Below are 24,307 nucleotides of genomic sequence, written 5' to 3'. Positions count from 1 at the left end.
TACGCTGAAGACCACGAATGTCAGCGGTGAAAAGACCTGGGATATGCAGGGCTATGACGCAACGCTCATGCCCGAGAGCATCACCGTATACATCAAGGACGGCGAGAAGACGGTTGATACCCTGACCGTAAAGGCGGGCAAGGACAACAAGTGGACATTCACCTCCAGGGATCTGCCGAAGTACCGTGCAGACGGTAAGACCGAGATCGCCTACAGTGTGGATGAAAAGGTACCGGACGGCTTCAGCAAGGTCGTCACCGGCAATAACATCAAGAATACCTATGTACCTGAACTGACGAAGGTCAGCGGTGAAAAGGTCTGGGATCTGAAGGGCAACAACGAGCTGTTGCCTGAAGAGATCACCGTATACATTAAGGACGGCACAACAACTGTTGATACCCTGACCGTGAAGGCGGGCGAGGACGGCAAGTGGAGCTTCACGTCCAAGGATCTGCCGAAGTACCGCGCAGACGGCACAACCGAGATCGTCTACACAGTAGATGAAGCGGAAGTTCCCGGCTTTGACAAGGTCATCAGCGGTACCAGGATTACGAATACGCTGAAGACAACCCAGGTTACCGTTGAGAAGATTTGGGACGATGATGACAACAAGAGCAATACACGTCCTGAAAAAGTTATGGTTCAGCTGCAGGCTGACGGAAATAACCTTGGCGCTGCTGTTGAACTGAATGAAGAGAATGGCTGGAAATATACCTGGAACGATCTGGTTAAGCTGGATAACAACAACGAGATCGTGTACACGGTAACAGAAGCCCAGGTGCCCGGATATAAGAAGCCGGTTATTACCAAAGTTTCTGAGAACGCATGGGCTTACACCATTACAAACAGTGTGACCCACGTAGAAGTGAAGAAGACTGACATTGCCAATGGCAAGGAAGTCGCGGGCGCGAAGCTGGTCGTTCTGGACAAGGACGACAAGGAATTCGATTCCTGGACCAGCACAGAGAACGGCAACCACATCATCGAAGGCCTGAAGACAGGCGAAGAAAACGTATACACACTGCGTGAGACCGTGGCACCGGAAGGCTACACCGTAGTAACCGACATCAAGTTCTGGGTGGACGAAACCGGTAAGGTAACGGTTGTTGGCGCGAGGACCGTGGACGAGAACGGCAAGACCGTGATCCTGGTTGAAGACGCCAAGACCCACGTGGAAGTGAAGAAGACTGATATTGCCAATGGCAAGGAAGTCGCGGGCGCGAAGCTGGTTGTTCTGGACAAGGACGACAAGGAATTCGATTCCTGGACCAGCACAGAGAACGGCAACCACATCATCGAAGGCCTGAAGACAGGTTCTGACAACGTATACACGCTGCGTGAGACCGTGGCACCGGAAGGCTACACCGTAGTAACCGATATCAAGTTCTGGGTGGACGAAACCGGTAAGGTAACGGTTGTTGGCGCGAGGACCGTGGACGAGAACGGCAAGACCGTGATCCTGGTTGAAGACGCCAAGACTCACGTGGAAGTGAAGAAGACTGACATTGCCAATGGCAAGGAAGTCGAAGGCGCGAAGCTGGTCGTTCTGGACAAGGACGACAAGGAATTCGATTCCTGGACCAGCACAGAGAACGGCAACCACATCATCGAAGGCCTGAAGACAGGCGAAGAAAACGTATACACGCTGCGTGAGACCGTGGCACCGGAAGGCTACACCGTAGTAACCGATATCAAGTTCTGGGTGGACGAGACCGGTAAGGTAACGGTTGTTGGCGCGAGGACCGTGGATGAGAACGGCAAGACCGTGATCCTGGTTGAAGACGCCAAGACCCACGTAGAAGTGAAGAAGACTGACATTGCCAATGGCAAGGAAGTCGAAGGCGCGAAGCTGGTTGTTCTGGACAAGGACGACAAGGAATTCGATTCCTGGACCAGCACAGAGAACGGCAACCACATCATCGAAGGCCTGAAGACAGGCGAAGAAAACGTATACACACTGCGTGAGACCGTGGCACCGGAAGGCTACACCGTAGTAACCGACATCAAGTTCTGGGTGGACGAGACCGGTAAGGTAACGGTTGTTGGCGCGAGGACCGTGGACGAGAACGGCAAGACCGTGATCCTGGTTGAAGACGCCAAGACCCACGTAGAAGTGAAGAAGACTGACATTGCCAATGGCAAGGAAGTCGAAGGCGCGAAGCTGGTCGTTCTGGACAAGGACGACAAGGAATTCGATTCCTGGACCAGCACAGAGAACGGCAACCACATCATCGAAGGCCTGAAGACAGGCGAAGAAAACGTATACACACTGCGTGAGACCGTGGCACCGGAAGGCTACACCGTAGTAACCGACATCAAGTTCTGGGTGGACGAAACCGGTAAGGTAACGGTTGTTGGCGCGAGGACCGTGGACGAGAACGGCAAGACCGTGATCCTGGTTGAAGACGCCAAGACCCACGTGGAAGTGAAGAAGACTGATATTGCCAATGGCAAGGAAGTCGCGGGCGCGAAGCTGGTTGTTCTGGACAAGGACGACAAGGAATTCGATTCCTGGACCAGCACAGAGAACGGCAACCACATCATCGAAGGCCTGAAGACAGGCGAAGAAAACGTATACACACTGCGTGAGACCGTGGCACCGGAAGGCTACACCGTAGTAACCGATATCAAGTTCTGGGTGGACGAAACCGGTAAGGTAACGGTTGTTGGCGCGAGGACCGTGGACGAGAACGGCAAGACCGTGATCCTGGTTGAAGACGCCAAGACCCACGTAGAAGTGAAGAAGACTGACATTGCCAATGGCAAGGAAGTCGAAGGCGCGAAGCTGGTCGTTCTGGACAAGGACGACAAGGAATTCGATTCCTGGACCAGCACAGAGAACGGCAACCACATCATCGAAGGCCTGAAGACAGGCGAAGAAAACGTATACACACTGCGTGAGACCGTGGCACCGGAAGGCTACACCGTAGTCCGACATCAAGTTCTGGGTGGACGAAACCGGTAAGGTAACGGTTGTTGGCGCGAGGACCGTGGACGAGAACGGCAAGACCGTGATCCTGGTTGAAGACGCCAAGACCCACGTGGAAGTGAAGAAGACTGATATTGCCAATGGCAAGGAAGTCGCGGGCGCGAAGCTGGTTGTTCTGGACAAGGACGACAAGGAATTCGATTCCTGGACCAGCACAGAGAACGGCAACCACATCATCGAAGGCCTGAAGACAGGCGAAGAAAACGTATACACACTGCGTGAGACCGTGGCACCGGAAGGCTACACCGTAGTAACCGATATCAAGTTCTGGGTGGACGAAACCGGTAAGGTAACGGTTGTTGGCGCGAGGACCGTGGACGAGAACGGCAAGACCGTGATCCTGGTTGAAGACGCCAAGACTCACGTGGAAGTGAAGAAGACTGACATTGCCAATGGCAAGGAAGTCGAAGGCGCGAAGCTGGTCGTTCTGGACAAGGACGACAAGGAATTCGATTCCTGGACCAGCACAGAGAACGGCAACCACATCATCGAAGGCCTGAAGACAGGCGAAGAAAACGTATACACACTGCGTGAGACCGTGGCACCGGAAGGCTACACCGTAGTAACCGATATCAAGTTCTGGGTGGACGAAACCGGTAAGGTAACGGTTGTTGGCGCGAGGACCGTGGACGAGAACGGCAAGACCGTGATCCTGGTTGAAGACGCCAAGACTCACGTGGAAGTGAAGAAGACTGACATTGCCAATGGCAAGGAAGTCGAAGGCGCGAAGCTGGTCGTTCTGGACAAGGACGACAAGGAATTCGATTCCTGGACCAGCACAGAGAACGGCAACCACATCATCGAAGGCCTGAAGACAGGCGAAGAAAACGTATACACACTGCGTGAGACCGTGGCACCGGAAGGCTACACCGTAGTAACCGACATCAAGTTCTGGGTGGACGAGACCGGTAAGGTAACGGTTGTTGGCGCGAAGACCGTGGACGAGAACGGCAAGACCGTGATCCTGGTTGAAGACGCCAAGACCCACGTGGAAGTGAAGAAGACTGATATTGCCAATGGCAAGGAAGTCGCGGGCGCGAAGCTGGTTGTTCTGGACAAGGACGACAAGGAATTCGATTCCTGGACCAGCACAGAGAACGGCAACCACATCATCGAAGGCCTGAAGACAGGCGAAGAAAACGTATACACACTGCGTGAGACCGTGGCACCGGAAGGCTACACCGTAGTAACCGACATCAAGTTCTGGGTGGACGAGACCGGTAAGGTAACGGTTGTTGGCGCGAGGACCGTGGACGAGAACGGCAAGACCGTGATCCTGGTTGAAGACGCCAAGACCCACGTAGAAGTGAAGAAGACTGACATTGCCAATGGCAAGGAAGTCGAAGGCGCGAAGCTGGTCGTTCTGGACAAGGACGACAAGGAATTCGATTCCTGGACCAGCACAGAGAACGGCAACCACATCATCGAAGGCCTGAAGACAGGCGAAGAAAACGTATACACACTGCGTGAGACCGTGGCACCGGAAGGCTACACCGTAGTAACCGACATCAAGTTCTGGGTGGACGAAACCGGTAAGGTAACGGTTGTTGGCGCGAGGACCGTGGACGAGAACGGCAAGACCGTGATCCTGGTTGAAGACGCCAAGACCCACGTGGAAGTGAAGAAGACTGATATTGCCAATGGCAAGGAAGTCGCGGGCGCGAAGCTGGTTGTTCTGGACAAGGACGACAAGGAATTCGATTCCTGGACCAGCACAGAGAACGGCAACCACATCATCGAAGGCCTGAAGACAGGCGAAGAAAACGTATACACACTGCGTGAGACCGTGGCACCGGAAGGCTACACCGTAGTAACCGATATCAAGTTCTGGGTGGACGAAACCGGTAAGGTAACGGTTGTTGGCGCGAGGACCGTGGACGAGAACGGCAAGACCGTGATCCTGGTTGAAGACGCCAAGACTCACGTGGAAGTGAAGAAGACTGACATTGCCAATGGCAAGGAAGTCGAAGGCGCGAAGCTGGTCGTTCTGGACAAGGACGACAAGGAATTCGATTCCTGGACCAGCACAGAGAACGGCAACCACATCATCGAAGGCCTGAAGACAGGCGAAGAAAACGTATACACACTGCGTGAGACCGTGGCACCGGAAGGCTACACCGTAGTAACCGATATCAAGTTCTGGGTGGACGAAACCGGTAAGGTAACGGTTGTTGGCGCGAGGACCGTGGACGAGAACGGCAAGACCGTGATCCTGGTTGAAGACGCCAAGACTCACGTGGAAGTGAAGAAGACTGACATTGCCAATGGCAAGGAAGTCGAAGGCGCGAAGCTGGTCGTTCTGGACAAGGACGACAAGGAATTCGATTCCTGGACCAGCACAGAGAACGGCAACCACATCATCGAAGGCCTGAAGACAGGCGAAGAAAACGTATACACACTGCGTGAGACCGTGGCACCGGAAGGCTACACCGTAGTAACCGACATCAAGTTCTGGGTGGACGAGACCGGTAAGGTAACGGTTGTTGGCGCGAAGACCGTGGACGAGAACGGCAAGACCGTGATCCTGGTTGAAGACGCCAAGACCCACGTGGAAGTGAAGAAGACTGATATTGCCAATGGCAAGGAAGTCGCGGGCGCGAAGCTGGTTGTTCTGGACAAGGACGACAAGGAATTCGATTCCTGGACCAGCACAGAGAACGGCAACCACATCATCGAAGGCCTGAAGACAGGCGAAGAAAACGTATACACACTGCGTGAGACCGTGGCACCGGAAGGCTACACCGTAGTAACCGACATCAAGTTCTGGGTGGACGAGACCGGTAAGGTAACGGTTGTTGGCGCGAGGACCGTGGACGAGAACGGCAAGACCGTGATCCTGGTTGAAGACGCCAAGACCCACGTAGAAGTGAAGAAGACTGACATTGCCAATGGCAAGGAAGTCGAAAGGCGCGAAGCTGGTCGTTCTGGACAAGGACGACAAGGAATTCGATTCCTGGACCAGCACAGAGAACGGCAACCACATCATCGAAGGCCTGAAGACAGGCGAAGAAAACGTATACACACTGCGTGAGACCGTGGCACCGGAAGGCTACACCGTAGTAACCGACATCAAGTTCTGGGTGGACGAAACCGGTAAGGTAACGGTTGTTGGCGCGAGGACCGTGGATGAGAACGGCAAGACCGTGATCCTGGTTGAAGATGACAAGACGCATGTCACGATCAGCAAGGTAGAAGTTGCCGGCGGACCCGAGCTGCCTGGCGCGGAGATTAAGATCCTGCGCGCAGCTGGCGAGAATGAACCCGAAGGCACCAAGTTCTATGGTGAAAACAATGAATATGTAATCGTTGAAGAGTGGACGTCCACGGAAGAGGCGCACAAGATTGACGGCCTGAAGACCGGCATCGAGTACATCCTGCGTGAGACGATCGCTCCGGACGGCTACACCATCGCTGCAGACACGAAGTTCACGATCGACGAGACCGGTAAGGTCAAGGCGAACGGAACAGAGGTCGCGGGCGGACATATTCTGATCGAAGACGCTCCGACAAAGGTGAAGGTCAGCAAGACCGACATCACGGGCCAGGAAGAACTGGAAGGCGCTGAGATCAAGATTCTGCGCGCAGCGGGTGAGAAGGAGCCCGAAGGCACTAAGTTCTATGGCGAAAACAATGAATATGTAATCGTCAGGGAATGGAAGTCCGGCAAGACTGCTGAAGTTATCACGGGTCTGGCGACGGGTGTTGAATACACGCTGAAAGAAACCGTTGCACCTCTGGGCTACACAATCGCTGCTGACACGACATTCACCATCGACGAGAACGGCGTTGTCCATTCCGGTGAAACCGTTGTTGAAGGCGGACATATCCTGATCAAGGACAGCCTGACGGAAGTCAAAATCAAGAAGACAGATGTTGTCAGCGGTGCTGAAGTTGAAGGCGCGCACATCCAGATTCTTGATTCCGAGGGCAAGGTAGTTGAAGAGTGGGATTCCAAGAAGGAAGCCCATGTCATCACGGGACTGCTGGTCGGCGAAGTTTATACACTGCATGAGACCATCGCTCCGAAGGATTACGCGATCGCCAGCGATACTACCTTTACTATTGATGCGAACGGCAATGTAACAGGCAGCGCTACCATCACCACCGGCGCGGACGGCAAGACTGTCATCCTGGTGGAAGATGATATGCTGACCCAGGTTACCGTGGAGAAGATCTGGGAAGACAGCGACAACAAGGAAGGCTTCCGTCCCGCAAGCGTGACAGTGAAGCTGCTGGCGGACGGTAAGGACGCCGGTACTGCGACACTGAACGCTGACAACGGCTGGAAGTACACCTGGACGGGCCTGCGGAAGTTTGCCGACGATAAGAAAGAAATCACTTATACGGTTTCCGAAGCTCAGCTGGCGAACTACAAGGTACCGGAAATCAAGAAGGTTTCCGAGAACGAATGGGCTTACACCGTAACCAATGCCCGTGACTACGAAGAGACCGAAGTGAAGGTCAACAAGGTCTGGGATGACAACGACAACGCAGAAGGCTTCAGGCCCGCCAAGGTCACAGTGCACCTGATGAAGGGTACAAAGGATCAGGGCTCTGTTGAGCTGAGCGAAGCTAACAACTGGAGTTACAGCTGGACAAAGCTGCAGAAGTACGAGAACGGCACTGCGGTGAACTACACGGTCACCGAAGATCCGGTCACGAACTATGGCACCAGTATTACGAAGGCTGATGACGGTACTTTCATCTACACGGTGACGAACAGCCGCACAACAGACAAGACTGAAGTCAGCGTAGAGAAGATCTGGGACGATAACAATAATATTGAAGGCTTCCGTCCTGACGATGTGACAGTGAAGCTGCTGGCAAATGGTAAAGAAGCCGGCACCGCTACGCTGAGCAAGGATAACAGCTGGAAGTACACCTGGACCAACCTGCAGAAGTTTGTGGGCGGCTCTGAGATTGATTACACAGTGGCCGAGGCACAGATCTCCGGATATAAGGTTCCCGTCATTGAAAAGGTGGCGGAAGATAAGTGGGCTTACACCGTTACCAACAGCCGCGACTACGTGGAGACCGAGGCTTCTGTGAAGAAGGTCTGGGACGATGCCAACAACCAGGATGGTATCCGTCCGACGAGCCTGACTGTGAAGCTTCTGGCTGACGGCGTTGATACCGGTAAGTCTGTGGTACTGAACGCGGAGAACAATTGGGAAGACAAGATTGAGCATCTGCAGAAGTACGCAGGCGGCAAGGTCATCAAGTATACCTGGTCTGAGGAAGGCCTGCCGACAGGCTACACGATGGTAAGCAATGATACTGTCGCGACAATCACTACTATTACCAATGAGCATATAACCGAAGAGACCGAAGTGAAGGTCACCAAGGTCTGGGACGACAGCAACAACAAGGAAGGCTTCCGTCCTGAAAAGGTAACGGTCCAACTGAAGAAGGGCAGCGAGGTTATCGACAGCGCTGAACTGAACGAAAAGAATCACTGGACGCATGCCTGGAGCGGCTTGGCCAAGTTCGACAACGGTCAGAAGATCATCTATACGGTTACCGAAGAGCAGGTGCCTGGCTACAAAGTCCCGGTCATCAAGCAGGTAAGCGAAACCGAATTCGAATATACCGTAACGAACAGCCGTGACTACGAAGAGACCGAAGTGAAGGTCACCAAGGTCTGGGACGACAACAACAACGAAGAAGGCTTCCAGCCTGCCAGCGTTACCGTCAACCTGCTGAAGAACGGCGGGAAAGTTGAGTCCGTTGTGCTTGATAAGAGCAACAACTGGAGCTACAGCTGGACGAAGCTGCAGAAGTACGAGAACGGTAAGGCGATCAACTACACGGTCACCGAAGATCCGGTTGCGAACTACAGCACGCAGATCACGAAGGCTGCTGACGGCACCTTCACCTACACCGTGAAGAACAGCCGCACCACCGAAAAGACTGAAGTCAGTGTTGAAAAGATCTGGGACGACAGCGACAACAAGGAAGGCTTCCGTCCCGCAAGCGTGACAGTGAAGCTGCTGGCGAACGGTGAGGAAGCCGGCGAAGCGACCCTGAACGCTGAGAATAAGTGGAAGCATACCTGGACCGGCCTGAACAAGTTCGAAGGCGGCGAGGAAATCACTTACACGGTTTCCGAAGCACAGCTGGCGAACTACAAGGAGCCTGTCATCACGAAGGTTTCCGAGAACGCATGGGCTTACACGGTTAAGAACAGCCGCGACTACGTGGAGACCGAGGCTTCTGTGAAGAAGGTCTGGGTCGACGCTGATAACCAGGATGGTATCCGTCCGGCAAGCCTGACCGTGAAGCTTCTCGCTGACGGCACTGATACCGGTAAGTCTGTGGTACTGAACGCGGAGAACAATTGGGAAGATAAGATTGAGCATCTGCAGAAGTACGCGAACGGTAAGGAAATCAAGTACACATGGTCTGAGGAAGGCCTGCCGACAGGCTATACGCTGACCAGCAACGAAACCGAAGGTACAATCACTACCCTGACAAATACCCATACCACTGAAAAGACCGAGATCGAAGTCACGAAGGCGTGGAACGACGCGGATAACCAGGACGGCAAACGGCCTACCGCGATCAGCGTTACACTGACGGGCACGATCCCGGGCGCCGCCGAGGGCGAAACTGAGGAAGTCTTCACGAATACCCAGACGATCAAGGCGGATAAGGATGGTAAGTGGAGCTACAAGTGGACGAATCTGGATGTGAACGCAAAGGGTCAGAAGATTACCTATGTGGTCACTGAAGCCAAGATTGATGACTACACCACGAGCATCGGCGATCTGAAGGCTGTTGAAGTGGAAGGTGTCATCACCGGATACACTGTAGTTATTACCAACAGCCATACCACCGAAGAGACCGAAGTGAAGGTCACCAAGGTCTGGGATGACAATGGCAACGAAGAAGGCTTCAGGCCTGCCAGCGTCAAGGTCAACCTGAAGAAGGGCAACACTGTCCTCGAAAGCGTTGAACTGAACGCGGAGAACAACTGGAGCTACAGTTGGACGAAGCTGCAGAAGTTCGAGAAGGGTGCGGAGATCAATTACACGGTCACCGAAGATCCGGTCACGAACTACAGCACGCAGATCACGAAGGTTGCGGACGGCACCTTTACCTACACCGTGAAGAACAGCCGCACCACCGAAAAGACTGAAGTCAGCGTTGAAAAGATCTGGGACGACAGCGACAATAAGGAAGGCTTCCGTCCGGCGAGCGTGACAGTGAAGCTGCTGGCGAACGGTGAAGAAGCCGGCGAAGCAACGCTGAGCGCTGACAACGAATGGAAGTACACCTGGACCGAACTGAATAAGTTCGACGGCGGCGAAGAAATCACTTATACGGTTTCCGAAGCACAGCTGGCGAACTACAAGGAGCCTGTCATTGTCAAGGTCTCCGAAACCGCATGGGCTTACACCGTTAAGAACAGCCGCGACTACGTAGAGACCGAAGTGAAGGTTACCAAGGTCTGGGACGACAACAACAACGAAGAAGGCTTCAGGCCTGAAAACGTCACAGTGCACCTGATGAAGGGCACAAAGGATCTGGGCTCTGTTGAACTAAACGAGGGCAACAACTGGAGCCACAGCTGGACGAAGCTACAGAAGTTTGAGAACGGAGCGGAGATCAATTACACGGTCACCGAAGATCCGGTCGAAAACTACAGCACGCAGATCACGAAGGCTGCGGACGGCACCTTCACCTATACCGTGAAGAACAGCCGCACCACCGAAAAGACCGAAGTCAGTGTCGAAAAGATCTGGGACGACAGCGACAATAAGGAAGGCTTCCGTCCGGAAAGCGTTACAGTGAAGCTGCTGGCGAACAGTGAGGAAGCCGGTGAAGCGACGCTGAGCGCTGACAACGAATGGAAGTACACCTGGACCGAACTGAATAAGTTCGACGGCGGCGAAGAAATCACTTATACGGTTTCCGAAGCACAGCTGGCGAACTACAAGGAGCCTGTCATTGTCAAGGTCTCCGAAACCGCATGGGCTTACACCGTTAAGAACAGCCGCGACTACGTAGAGACCGAAGTGAAGGTTACCAAGGTCTGGGACGACAACAACAACGAAGAAGGCTTCAGGCCTGAAAACGTCACAGTGCACCTGATGAAGGGCACAAAGGATCTGGGCTCTGTTGAACTGAACGAGGGCAACAACTGGAGCCACAGCTGGACGAAGCTACAGAAGTTTGAGAACGGAGCGGAGATCAATTACACGGTCACCGAAGATCCGGTCGAAAACTACAGCACGCAGATCACGAAGGCTGCGGACGGCACCTTCACCTATACCGTGAAGAACAGCCGCACCACCGAAAAGACCGAAGTCAGTGTCGAAAAGATCTGGGACGACAGCGACAATAAGGAAGGCTTCCGTCCGGAAAGCGTTACAGTGAAGCTGCTGGCGAACAGTGAGGAAGCCGGTGAAGCGACGCTGAGCGCTGACAACGAATGGAAGTACACCTGGACCGAACTGAATAAGTTCGACGGCGGCGAAGAAATCACTTATACGGTTTCCGAAGCACAGCTGGCGAACTACAAGGAGCCTGTCATTGTCAAGGTCTCCGAAACCGCATGGGCTTACACCGTTAAGAACAGCCGCGACTACGTAGAGACCGAAGTGAAGGTTACCAAGGTCTGGGACGACAACAACAACGAAGAAGGCTTCAGGCCTGAAAACGTCACAGTGCACCTGATGAAGGGCACAAAGGATCTGGGCTCTGTTGAACTGAACGAGGGCAACAACTGGAGCCACAGCTGGACGAAGCTACAGAAGTTTGAGAACGGAGCGGAGATCAATTACACGGTCACCGAAGATCCGGTCGAAAACTACAGCACGCAGATCACGAAGGCTGCGGACGGCACCTTCACCTACACCGTGAAGAACAGCCGTACCACCGAAAAGACCCAGGTCAGCGTTGAAAAGATCTGGGATGATAACGACGACGTTGAAGGCTTCCGTCCTGACGAAGTGACAGTGAAGCTGCTGGCGAACGGTACAGAAGCCGGCACCGCGACACTGAACGAAGACAACGAATGGAAGTACACCTGGACCGGCCTGAACAAGTTCGAAGGCGGCAAGGAGATCACTTATACGGTTTCCGAAGAGCAGCTGGCGAATTATAAGGTGCCTGTCATCGAGAAGATCTCCGAGACCGCATGGGCGTACACCGTCACGAACAGCCGCGACTACGAAGAGACTGAAGTGAAGGTCACCAAGGTCTGGGACGACAACAACAACGAAGAAGGCTTCCAGCCGAAGAACGTCACAGTGCACCTGATGAAGGGAACTGATGATCAGGGTGCTGTTGAACTGAACGCGGAGAACAACTGGAGCTACAGCTGGACGAAGCTGCAGAAGTATGAGAACGGCGCTGCGGTGAACTACACAGTCACCGAAGATCCGGTCGCGAACTACAGCACGCAGATCACGAAGGCTGCGGACGGTACCTTCACCTACACGGTGAAGAACAGCCGCACCACCGAAAAGACTGAAGTCAGCGTTGAGAAGATCTGGGATGACAACGACGACGTTGAAGGCTTCCGTCCTGACGAAGTGACAGTGAAGCTGCTGGCGAACGGTACAGAAGCCGGTACCGCGACACTGAACGAAGACAACGAATGGAAGTACACCTGGACTGACCTGAACAAGTTTGCCGGCGGCAAGGAAATCACTTATACGGTTTCCGAAGCACAGCTGGCATACTACAAGGTGCCTGTCATTGAAAAGGTCTCCAAAACCGCATGGGCTTACACGGTAACGAATGCCCGTGACTACGAAGAGACCGAAGTGAAGGTCACCAAGGTATGGGATGACAACAACAACGAAGAAGGCTTCCAGCCTGGCAGCGTCAAGGTCAACCTGATGAAGGGCAACACAGTCCTTGAAAGTGTTGAACTGAACGCGAAGAACAACTGGGGCCACAGCTGGACGAAGCTGCAGAAGTACGAGAACGGCGCGGCGATCAACTACTCGGTCACCGAAGATCCGGTTGCGAACTACAGCACGCAGATCACGAAGGCTGCTGACGGCACCTTCACCTACACCGTGACGAACAGCCGCACCACCGAAAAGACTGAAGTCAGCGTTGAAAAGATCTGGGACGACAGCGACAACAAGGAAGGCTTCCGTCCGACGAGCGTGACAGTGAAGCTGCTGGCGAACGATGAGGAAGCCGGCGAAGCGACGCTGAGCGCTGACAACGAATGGAAGTACACCTGGACCGACCTGAATAAGTTCGACGGCGGCGAGGAAATCATTTACACGGTTTCCGAAGCTCAGCTGGCGAACTACAAGGTGCCGGAAATCAAAAAGGTTTCCGAAACCGAATGGGCGTACACCATCACGAACAGCCGCGACTACGAAGAGACTGAAGTGAAGGTCACCAAGGTCTGGGACGACAACGACGACGAAGAAGGCTTCCAGCCCGACAGCGTCACCGTCAACCTGAAGAAGGGCGACAGCGTCATCGAAAGCGTTGAACTGAACGCGAAGAACAACTGGAGCTACAGCTGGACGAAGCTGCAGAAGTACGAGAACGGCACGGCGGTGAACTACACGGTCACCGAAGATCCGGTCGCGAACTACAGCACGAAGATCACGAAGGCTGATGACGGCACTTTCACCTACACGGTGACGAACAGCCGTACAACTGACAAAACCGAAGTCAGTGTCGAAAAGATCTGGGACGACAATGACAATAGGGAAGGCTTCCGTCCTGACGACGTGACAGTGAAGCTGCTGGCAAATGGTAAAGAAGCCGGCACCGCTACGCTGAGCAAGGACAACAGTTGGAAGTACACCTGGACCGGCCTGAACAAGTACGCTGGCGGCGAGGAAATCACTTATACGGTTTCCGAAGCACAGCTGGCGAACTACAAGACTCCTGTCATTGAAAAGGTCTCCGAAACCGCATGGGCCTACACCGTAACGAATGCCCGTGACTACGAAGAGACCGAAGTGAAGGTCACCAAGGTCTGGAACGACAACGACAACAAGGAAGGCTTCCAGCCGAAGAGTGTCACTGTCAACCTGATGAAGAACGGCGAGAAGGCTGAGTCCGTTGTGCTGAACGCGGACAACAACTGGAGCCACAGCTGGACGAAACTGCAGAAGTACGAGAACGGTACGGCAATCGAATACACGGTTACCGAAGATTCTGTAGCCAACTACAGCACAACCATTACAAAGGCTGATGACGGCACCTTCACCTACACGGTGACGAACAGCCGCACCACCGAAAAGACCGAGGCCAGCGTTCAGAAGATCTGGAACGACAGCGAAAATAAGGAAGGCTTCCGTCCGGAGAACGTGACCGTGAAGCTGCTGGCGGACGGCAAGGAAGCCGGTACCGCGACACTGAATGCCGGCAACAAGTGGCAGTATACCTGGACCGACCTGCAGAAGTTCAACAACGGCGCAGAGATCCAGTACACGGTCACCGAAGCCCAGGTGTCCGGCTACAAGGTGCCTGTCATCGAGAAGATCTCCGAGACTGAATGGGCCTACACTGTTACCAACAGCCGCGACTACGTGGAGACCGAGGCTTCCGTGAAGAAGGTCTGGGACGATGCCGACAACCAGGATGGCATCCGTCCGGAGAGCCTGACTGTGAAGCTTCTGGCTGACGGCGTTGATACCGGTAAGTCTGTGGTACTGAACGCGGAGAACAATTGGGAAGACAAGATTGAGCATCTGCAGAAGTACGCGAACGGCAAGGTCATCAAGTATACCTGGTCTGAAGAAGGTCTGCCGGCAGGCTACACAATGGTAAGCAATGATACCGTCGCGACAATCACAACTATTACCAATGAACACATAACCGAAGAGACCGAAGTGACGGTCACTAAGGTCTGGGAAGACAGCGAAAATGCTGAAGGCTTCCGTCCTGAAAAGGTAACGGTCCAGCTGAAGAAGGGCAGCGAAGTTATTGACAGTGCTGAACTGAACGAAAAGAATCACTGGACACATGCCTGGAGCGGCCTAGCCAAGTTCGACAACGGTCAGAAGATTATCTACACGGTTACCGAAGAGCAGGTGCCCGGCTACAAAGTCCCGGTCATCAGGCAGGTAAGCGAAACAGAATTCGAATACACCGTAACGAACAGCCGCGATTACGAGAAGACCGAGATCGAAGTCACGAAGGTCTGGGATGATGCTGATAACCAGGATGGCAAACGTCCTGAAAAGATCAGTGTCACGCTGACGGGAACGATCCCGGGCGCCGCTGAGGGTGAAACCGAGACCGTCTACACGGATACCCGTGAGATCAAGGCGGATAAGGACGGCAAGTGGAGCTACAAGTGGAACGACCTGGCAGTTTACGCAAAGGGACAGAAGATTACCTATGCTGTCACCGAAGCGAAGATTGACGAATACACCACAAGCATCAGCGATATCAAGCCGGTTGAAGTTGAAGGTGTTATCACCGGATACACAGTAGCGATTACCAACAGCCATACCACCGAAAAGACCCAGGTCAGCGTTGAAAAGATCTGGGATGATAACGACGACGTTGAAGGCTTCCGTCCTGACGAAGTGACAGTGAAGCTGCTGGCGAACGGTACAGAAGCCGGCACCGCGACACTGAACGAAGACAACGAATGGAAGTACACCTGGACCGGCCTGAACAAGTTCGAAGGCGGCAAGGAGATCACTTATACGGTTTCCGAAGAGCAGCTGGCGAATTATAAGGTGCCTGTCATCGAGAAGATCTCCGAGACCGCATGGGCGTACACCGTCACGAACAGCCGCGACTACGAAGAGACTGAAGTGAAGGTTACCAAGGTCTGGGATGACAATGGTAACGAAGAAGGCTTCAGGCCTGAAAACGTCACAGTCAACCTGAAGAAGGGCGCAACCGTCCTCGAAAGCGTTGAACTGAATGAGTCTAATGGCTGGAGCTACAGCTGGACGAAGCTGCAGAAGTACGAGAAGGGCGCGGCGATCAACTACACGGTCACCGAAGATCCGGTCGAAAACTACAGCACGCAGATCACGAAGGCTGCGGACGGCACCTTCACCTATACCGTGAAGAACAGCCGCACAACCGAAAAGACCGAAGTCAGTGTCGAAAAGATCTGGGACGACAGTGACAATAAGGAAGGCTTCCGTCCGACGAGCGTGACAGTGAAGCTGCTGGCGAACGATGAGGAAGCCGGCGAAGCGACACTGAACGCTGAGAACGAGTGGAAGCATACCTGGACCGGCCTGAACAAGTTCGAAGGCGGCGAAGAAATCACTTACACGGTTTCCGAAGCACAGCTGGCGAACTACAAGGTACCGGAAATCAAGAAGGTCTCCGAGACCGAATGGGCTTACACGGTAACGAATGCCCGTGACTACGAAGAGACTGAAGTGAAGGTCACCAAGGTCTGGGACGACAACGACAACGAAGAAGGCTTCCAGCCTGCCAGCGTTACCGTCAACCTGCTGAAGAACGGCGGGAAGGTTGAGTCCGTTGTGCTTGACAAGAGCAACAACTGGAGCCACAGCTGGACGAAGCTGCAGAAGTACGAGAACGGCGCGGCGATCAACTACACGGTCACCGAAGATCCGGTTGCGAACTACAGTACGCAGATCACGAAGGCTGCTGACGGCACCTTCACCTACACCGTGAAGAACAGCCGCACCACCGAAAAGACTGAAGTCAGTGTTGAAAAGATCTGGGACGACAGCAACAACAAGGAAGGCTTCCGTCCGGAGAACGTGACAGTGAAGCTGCTGGCGAACGGTGAGGAAGCCGGCACCGCTACGCTGAACGAAGACAATGAATGGAAGTACACCTGGACTGACCTGAACAAGTTTGCCGGCGGCAAGGAAATCACTTATACGGTTTCCGAAGCACAGCTGGCATACTACAAGGTGCCTGTCATTGAAAAGGTCTCCGAAACCGAATGGGCTTACACCGTAACGAATGCCCGTGACTATGAAGAGACTGAAGTGAAGGTCACCAAGGTCTGGGACGACAACGACAACGAAGAAGGCTTCCAGCCCGATAGCGTTACCGTCAACCTGGTTAAGGGTGAAACCGTCCTCGAAAGCGTTGAACTGAACGCGGAGAACAAGTGGAGCTACAGCTGGACGAAGCTGCAGAAGTACGAGAACGGTGCGGCGATCAACTACACGGTCACCGAAGATCCGGTTGCGAACTACAGCACGCAGATCACGAAGGCTGCGGACGGCACCTTCACCTACACTGTGAAGAACAGCCGCACAACCGAAAAGACTGAAGTCAGCGTTGAAAAGATCTGGGACGACAGCAACAACGCTGAAGGCTTCCGTCCTGACGACGTGACAGTGAAGCTGCTGGCGAACGGTACAGAAGCCGGCACCGCAACACTGAACGAAGACAACGAGTGGAAGTACACCTGGACCGGCCTGAACAAGTTCGACGAAGGTAAGGAAATCACTTATACGGTTTCCGAAGCTCAGCTGGCGAACTACAAGGAGCCTGTCATTGTCAAGGTCTCCGAAACCGCATGGGCGTACACCGTCACGAACAGCCGCGACTACGAAGAGACTGAAGTGAAGGTCACCAAGGTCTGGGACGACAACAACAACGAAGAAGGCTTCCAGCCGAAGAACGTCACAGTGCACCTGATGAAGGGAACTGATGATCAGGGTGCTGTTGAACTGAACGCGGAGAACAACTGGAGCTACAGCTGGACGAAGCTGCAGAAGTATGAGAACGGCGCTGCGGTGAACTACACAGTCACCGAAGATCCGGTCGCGAACTACAGCACGCAGATCACGAAGGCTGCGGACGGTACCTTCACCTACACGGTGAAGAACAGCCGCACCACCGAAAAGACTGAAGTCAGCGTTGAGAAGATCTGGGATGACAACGACGACGTTGAAGGCTTCCGTCCTGACGAAGTGACAGTGAAGCTGCTGGCGAACGGTACAGAAGCCGGTACCGCGACACTGAACGAAGACAACGAATGGAAGTACACCTGGACCGGCCTGAACAAGTTCGAAGGCGGCAAGGAGATCACTTATACGGTTTCCGAAGAGCAGCTGGCGAATTATAAGGTGCCTGTCATCGAGAAGATCTCCGAGACCGCATGGGCGTACACCGTCACGAACAGCCGCGACTACGAAGAGACTGAAGTGAAGGTTACCAAGGTCTGGGATGACAATGGTAACGAAGAAGGCTTCAGGCCTGAAAACGTCACAGTCAACCTGAAGAAGGGCGCAACCGTCCTCGAAAGCGTTGAACTGAATGAGTCTAATGGCTGGAGCTACAGCTGGACGAAGCTGCAGAAGTACGAGAACGGTGCGGCGATCAACTACACGGTCACCGAAGATCCGGTCGCGAACTACAGCACGCAGATCACGAAGGCTGCGGACGGCACCTTCACCTACACGGTGACGAACAGCCGCACCACCGAAAAGACCGAAGTCAGCGTCGAGAAGATCTGGGACGACAGCGACGACAAGGAAGGCTTCCGTCCTGACGACGTGACAGTGAAGCTGCTGGCGAACGGTGAGGAAGCCGGCACCGCGACACTGAACGAAGGCAACGAATGGAAGTACACCTGGACTGGCCTGAACAAGTTTGCGGATGGTGCTGAGATTGTGTACACAGTCGAAGAAACCCAGCTGGCGAACTACAAGGTGCCTGTCATTGTCAAGGTCTCCGAGACCGAATGGGCTTACACCGTCACGAACAGCCGCGACTACGAAGAGACTGAAGTGAAGGTCACCAAGGTCTGGGACGACAACGACAACGAAGAAGGCTTCCAGCCGAAGAGCGTCACAGTCAACCTGAAGAAGGGCGGCACTGTCCTCGAAAGCGTTGAACTGAACGCGGAGAACAAGTGGAGCTACAGCTGGACGAAACTGCAGAAGTACGAGAACGGCGCTGCGGTGAACTACACAGTCACCGAAGATCCGGTCGCGAACTACAGCACGCAGATTACGAAGGCTGCTGACGGCACCTTCACCTACACGGTGACGAACAGCCGCACCACCGAAAAGACCCAGGTCAGCGTTGAAAAGATCTGGGACGACAGCGACAACAAGGAAGGCTTCCGTCCTGACAACGTTACAGTGAAGCTGCTGGCGAATGGTACAGAAGCCGGCACCGCGACACTGAACGCTGAGAAAGAATGGAAGTACACATGGACCGGCCTGAACAAGTTTGCAGGCGGCAAGGAGATCACTTACACGGTTTCCGAAGCACAGCTGGCGAACTACAAGGTACCGGAAATCAAGAAGGTCTCCGAGACCGAATGGGCCTACACGGTAACAAATGCCCGTGACTACGAAGAGACCGAAGTGAAGGTTACCAAGGTCTGGGACGACAACAACAACGAAGAGGGCTTCCAGCCTGGCAGCGTCAAGGTCAACCTGAAGAAGGGCAACACAGTCCTTGAAAGTGTTGAACTGAACGCGAAGAACAACTGGAGCTACAGTTGGACGAAGCTGCAGAAGTATGAGAACGGCGCTGCGGTGAACTACACAGTCACCGAAGATCCGGTCGAGAACTACAGCACGCAGATCACGAAGGCTGCGGACGGCACCTTCACCTACACGGTGAAGAACAGCCGTACCACCGAAAAGACCCAGGTCAGCGTTGAGAAGATCTGGAATGACAGCAACAACGCTGAAGGCTTCCGTCCGACGAGCGTGACAGTGAAGCTGCTGGCGAACGGCAAGGAAACCGGCAAGACTGAACTGAACGAAAAGAATGAATGGAAGTACACCTGGACCGGCCTGAACAAGTACGCCGATGGCAAGGAAATCGTATACACGGTTGCTGAAGATCAGCTGGCGAACTACAAGGTGCCGGAAATCAAGAAGGTCTCTGAAACCGAATGGGCTTACACCGTTACCAACAGCCGCGACTATGAGAAGACTGAGATCAAAGTCACGAAGGCATGGGATGACAAGAACGACCAGGATGGCAAACGTCCTGCAGAGATCAAAGTCACCCTGAAGGGAACGGTACCGGTTGGCACCAGGGGTGAAACTGAAGAAGTCTACTCGAATACACAGACGATCAAGGCTGACGCCAAGAGTGACTGGAGTTACAAGTGGACTGATCTGGCTGTATTTGCGAAGGGACAGAAGGTTTCCTATGCGGTGACCGAAGCAGCGGTTGATGACTATACCGCGAGCATCGATGATATCACGCCGGTGGAAGAGGAAGGCGTCATTACCGGATATAAGGTAGCGATTACCAACCGGCATAAGATCGAAGAGACTGAAGTGAATGTCACGAAGGTCTGGAACGACGCGGATGACCAGGACGGCTACCGCCCGGATGGCGTAACAGTGAACCTGCTGGCGAACGGTGAAGTAATCGATACTGTCACGCTGAGCGAGGAGAACAGCTGGAGCTACAACTGGACGAAGCTCGACAAGAAGGCCTCCGGCAAGGATATCGACTACACGGTGACTGAGGACGAAGTGCCCGAGTACACCACGAAGATCGAGAAAGCCGCGGACGGAACCTTCACCTACACGGTCACCAACAGTCACAAGACCGAAGAGACCGAAGTAAAGGTCAGGAAGGTCTGGAACGACGCGGATGACCAGGACGGCTACCGTACGGATGACGTAACAGTGAACCTGCTGGCGAACGATGAAGTAATCGACACTGTCACGCTGAGCGAGGAGAACAGCTGGAGCTACAGCTGGACGAAGCTGGACAAGAAGGCCGCCGGTCAGGAAATCGACTACACGGTAACTGAAGATACGGTGGATAAGTACACCACGCAGATCGACAAGGCTGCTGACGGTACCTTCACCTACACGGTTACGAACAGCCACACAACCGATAAGACCGAAGCCTCTGTGAAGAAGGTCTGGGACATTACCGCCAGGGAAGAAAAGAAGACTCCCGACAGCCTGAAAGTGACTCTGCTTGCCGATGGTAAAGAAACCGGCATGACAGTCGAACTGAATGAGGCGAACGGCTGGACCGGCAGGATCACTGAACTTCCGAAGTACAGGGATCACGGTACGGAAATCGTGTACACCTGGAGTGAAGATAAGCTGCCTGACGGTTATGCGCTGACTGGCACCAGCGAGGATGGCACAGTTACAACACTGACGAATACCTATACGGTGAAGCCGTGTGAACTGCCGCTTGAAGCAACGAAGATCCTGACAGGCCGTCAGTGGACTGCAGAAGACAACTTCGAATTCACGCTGGCCGCGGATGCGGGCAATCCGGATGGCGCTGTGATGCCGGAAGTGAAAACCAAGACTGCGGATATCAACAACAAGACCGTGGTATTCGACAAGATCGTCTTCAACAAGTACGGAACCTTCAAGTTCACGATCACGGAAACCGAAGGCCATATCAAGGGTGTTACCTATGATACAGAGCCGAAGGAATTCACTGTTGTGATCAAGGATGACGGCAAGGGAACGCTGTTTGTTGACAGTGTAACCAACGACGGGTATGTCGATATCAAGAATCCTTACGACTCCAAGGGTGAAATCCAGTTCTTCGCAAAGAAGGTCATGAACGGACGGCAGCTGACGGAAGGCGCATATTCCTTCGAACTGAAGGACGAGAACGGCCAGGTTCTGCAGACCGTGGCGTGCGATGCTGAAGGAAAGGTCGAGTTCGCTCCGATCACCTATACCGAAGAGGATATGCTCGTTAACGGAGCCTGGGTCGAGAAACGGCAGTACACCTATACCATCAGCGAAGTGAAGCCCGAAGACGAGAAGCTTGACAAGGCTGTCATCTATGACGGCGCCGTCAAGGAAATCACGGTAACGCTGACTGATGATCAGGAAGGCACAATCACCACGGATCCGGCAACCGGAGACCTGGGCATCACCTTCATCAACACAGTGGTCAGGATCCAGAAGACGGATGCCGCGACCGGCGATGAACTGACCGGCGCACATCTCCAGGTTCTGGACCAGACCGGTACAGTAGTGGATGAATGGGATACCGAGACCGGTAAGATCCATGAAGTGAAGAACCTGAAGATTGATGAAGAGTATACCCTGACTGAAACCATTGCTCCGAAGGATTATGCTTTCGCGGCAGACGCAACCTTCACGGTTGACAGGAACGGCAAGGTTACCAGCAGCGGCCTGAAGTCCCGCGAGGACGGCACACTGCTTCTCGAAGATAAACTGGCTGAAAAGCCGAAGTTCAAGAAGAAGATCAAGGATACCAATGATACGACAGGCGAGACCAGCGGATGGCAGGACAGCGCTGACTATGACATCGGCGATGCTGTACCGTATCAGCTGAAGGCGACCCTGGCGGACAATGTGACCGACTACCTGGCCTACCACATCACGTTCCACGATGTGATGGAGAAGGGACTGACCTTCAACGGCATCGACATGGTGACGGTGAACGGTGAAGAAGTGAAGGCAGACAAGTATACGCTGACTGCTGATGAACACAGCTTCGACCTGACACTGGCCTGGGGCGATGGCACGCAGAAGATTACGGATACCACGCTCAACAAGGCGGCGGTTGAAGTATACTTCACCGCAATCCTGAATAAGGACGCGGTTCTGGGCGTACAGGGCAACGTGAACACCGGCAAGCTGGAATACAGCTGCAACCCGAATGTGAACGGTGAAGGCAAGCCCAGTGAGGATACGGAAGAAACCAAGGAAGATTCGGTCATCGCCTTCACTTACAAGGCTGAAGTGAACAAGGTGGATGAGATCGGTGATCCTCTGGCGGGCGCTGAATTCAAGCTGGAGAAGATCCTGCCCAACAAGGGACTGAAGCTGGTTGAATGCGTCACAGCAGAAAGCGGCGACATGTTCACATTCAAGGGTCTGGATGACGGCGACTATATCCTGACTGAAACCAAGCATCCCGAAGGATATAAGGCCATTGACCCGATCACCTTCACGGTAACGGCAGAACACACGGTTGTCTGGGAAGACGCGGCACGGGATACGATCCTAACCAGCCTGACCGGCACCGTGACAACCGGCGAACTGACCTTCGCAACAGAGGATGAACTGGCCGGCCTGACTGCTGAAGTGAAGAATGAATCTGAGCTTACATCCGCCTCGGTGAAGAAGATCTGGAAGGATGACGAGAACCGCGACGGACTGCGGCCGGTAGCCCTGAACATCGAACTGCTGGCTGACGGCGCAGGAACAGGCATGTTTGTGAAGCTTGATTCCTCCAATAACTGGGTCGCCATGATCGACGGACTGCCCAGGATGAAGAACGGCAAGCCTGTCACCTACACCTGGAAGGAGCCCGCGGTTGTCGGCTACACGCTGACCAACAGCAAGACCACAGGCACGCTGACCACGCTGACCAACAGCTACGGACCGGCTGAAACTGAAGTCAATGTCCGGAAGGTCTGGACAGACAACAACAACGAAGCCGGAAAGCGTCCCGTGGACATCACAGTTCAGCTGTACGCTGACGGACAGGCCTTCGGTACAGCAGTCACGCTGAACGCGGCCAACAACTGGAGTTACAGCTGGACCAGCCTGAAGAAGAACGTCAATGAAAACGGCCTGACCAGGGAGATCAAGTACACGGTTGCTGAAACCGCGATTCCGGAAGGCTATGTGGCCAAGATTACCGGCAATGCCTCCACAGGTTATGTGATCACAAATACCTATGAGAGCGGCAAGCTGATTATCCAGAAGGAATTTGACATTGAACCCTGGGAGCCTTTCGTCCCGGATGACAGTCCGATGGACATTCCGGTCACCAAGACCTGGAATGACAACGACAACAAGGACGGCAACAGGCCCGGAGCCGTGACAGTGAGACTGCTGGCGGACGGCCAGGAAGTGGCCAACGCGCAGCTGAGCGAAGCGAACGGCTGGAAGACCGTATTCACCGGACTCCCGAGAATGACGGATGAAAAGGTGAAGATCAATTACACGATCACCGAAGATCCGGTCGAATGGTACGAGGCGGAGATCCACGGATTCAATATCCGGAACAACTACAAGCCCGTACTGACCAGCGTGACGGTCCGGAAGCTGTGGAACGACAACAACGACGCGAAGAAACTGCGGCCTACCAGCATCGCGATGACGCTGAGCAACGGTATGAGCGTCGTGCTGAGCGCACAGAACCACTGGACAGCCACCATCGACAACCTGCCGACCAGAGTGAACGGACAGCCTGTCACATATACCTGGACCGAGCAGCAGGTGCTCAACTACAACCTGACGGATATGGTGACGGAGAACAATGTGACCACCTTCACCAACACCATCTGGACACGGCCTGAACCGCCTACCACAGGCGGCAGGAAGCCGAAGACACCCGGTGAGACAGTTGAAGTGTTTGAAGAGTACGAAACACCTCTGGGTGTGGAAGTAATGATCAACCACGTGGGTGACTGCTTCGACTAAGCCA

General features: G+C 54.0%; 3 protein-coding genes. All 3 read left to right on the top strand.

The features are described 5' to 3' along the window. Positions 1 to 43: 43 nt before the first annotated feature. Genes JYE50_RS07665 through JYE50_RS07655 form a run of 3 tightly spaced genes read left to right on the top strand, consistent with a single transcriptional unit; the run spans position 44 to position 24,303 of the window. Entirely contained in the window at positions 44 to 2,965 is a 2,922-nt protein-coding gene (locus tag JYE50_RS07665) for a SpaA isopeptide-forming pilin-related protein (RefSeq protein ID WP_369413451.1), read from the top strand. Further along, positions 2,949 to 6,020, top strand: a complete 3,072-nt coding sequence (locus JYE50_RS07660) for a SpaA isopeptide-forming pilin-related protein (protein ID WP_304588397.1) — start codon at positions 2,949 to 2,951, stop codon at positions 6,018 to 6,020. Before JYE50_RS07665 ends, JYE50_RS07660 begins: the two co-directional genes overlap by 17 nt. Further along, positions 5,905 to 24,303, top strand: coding sequence for a Cna B-type domain-containing protein (locus JYE50_RS07655; protein WP_304588416.1), 18,399 nt, complete (start codon positions 5,905 to 5,907; stop codon positions 24,301 to 24,303). The genes JYE50_RS07660 and JYE50_RS07655 overlap by 116 nt, the downstream gene beginning before the upstream one ends. The last annotated feature ends 4 nt before the right edge of the window (positions 24,304 to 24,307 follow it).

Origin of the sequence: Aristaeella lactis, assembly GCF_018118585.1 — a bacterium.
In the GTDB taxonomy this organism is placed as follows: domain Bacteria; phylum Bacillota; class Clostridia; order Christensenellales; family Aristaeellaceae; genus Aristaeella; species Aristaeella lactis.
The sequence above is the reverse complement of the archived record's forward strand: the minus strand, read 5'-3'. Positions and strand labels throughout refer to the sequence as shown.

Bases quoted from the DNA above. Each gene is read 5' to 3' on its own strand.
- JYE50_RS07665 (WP_369413451.1), top strand. From the start codon at position 44: ATGCAGGGCTATGACGCAACGCTCATGCCCGAGAGCATCACCGTATAC.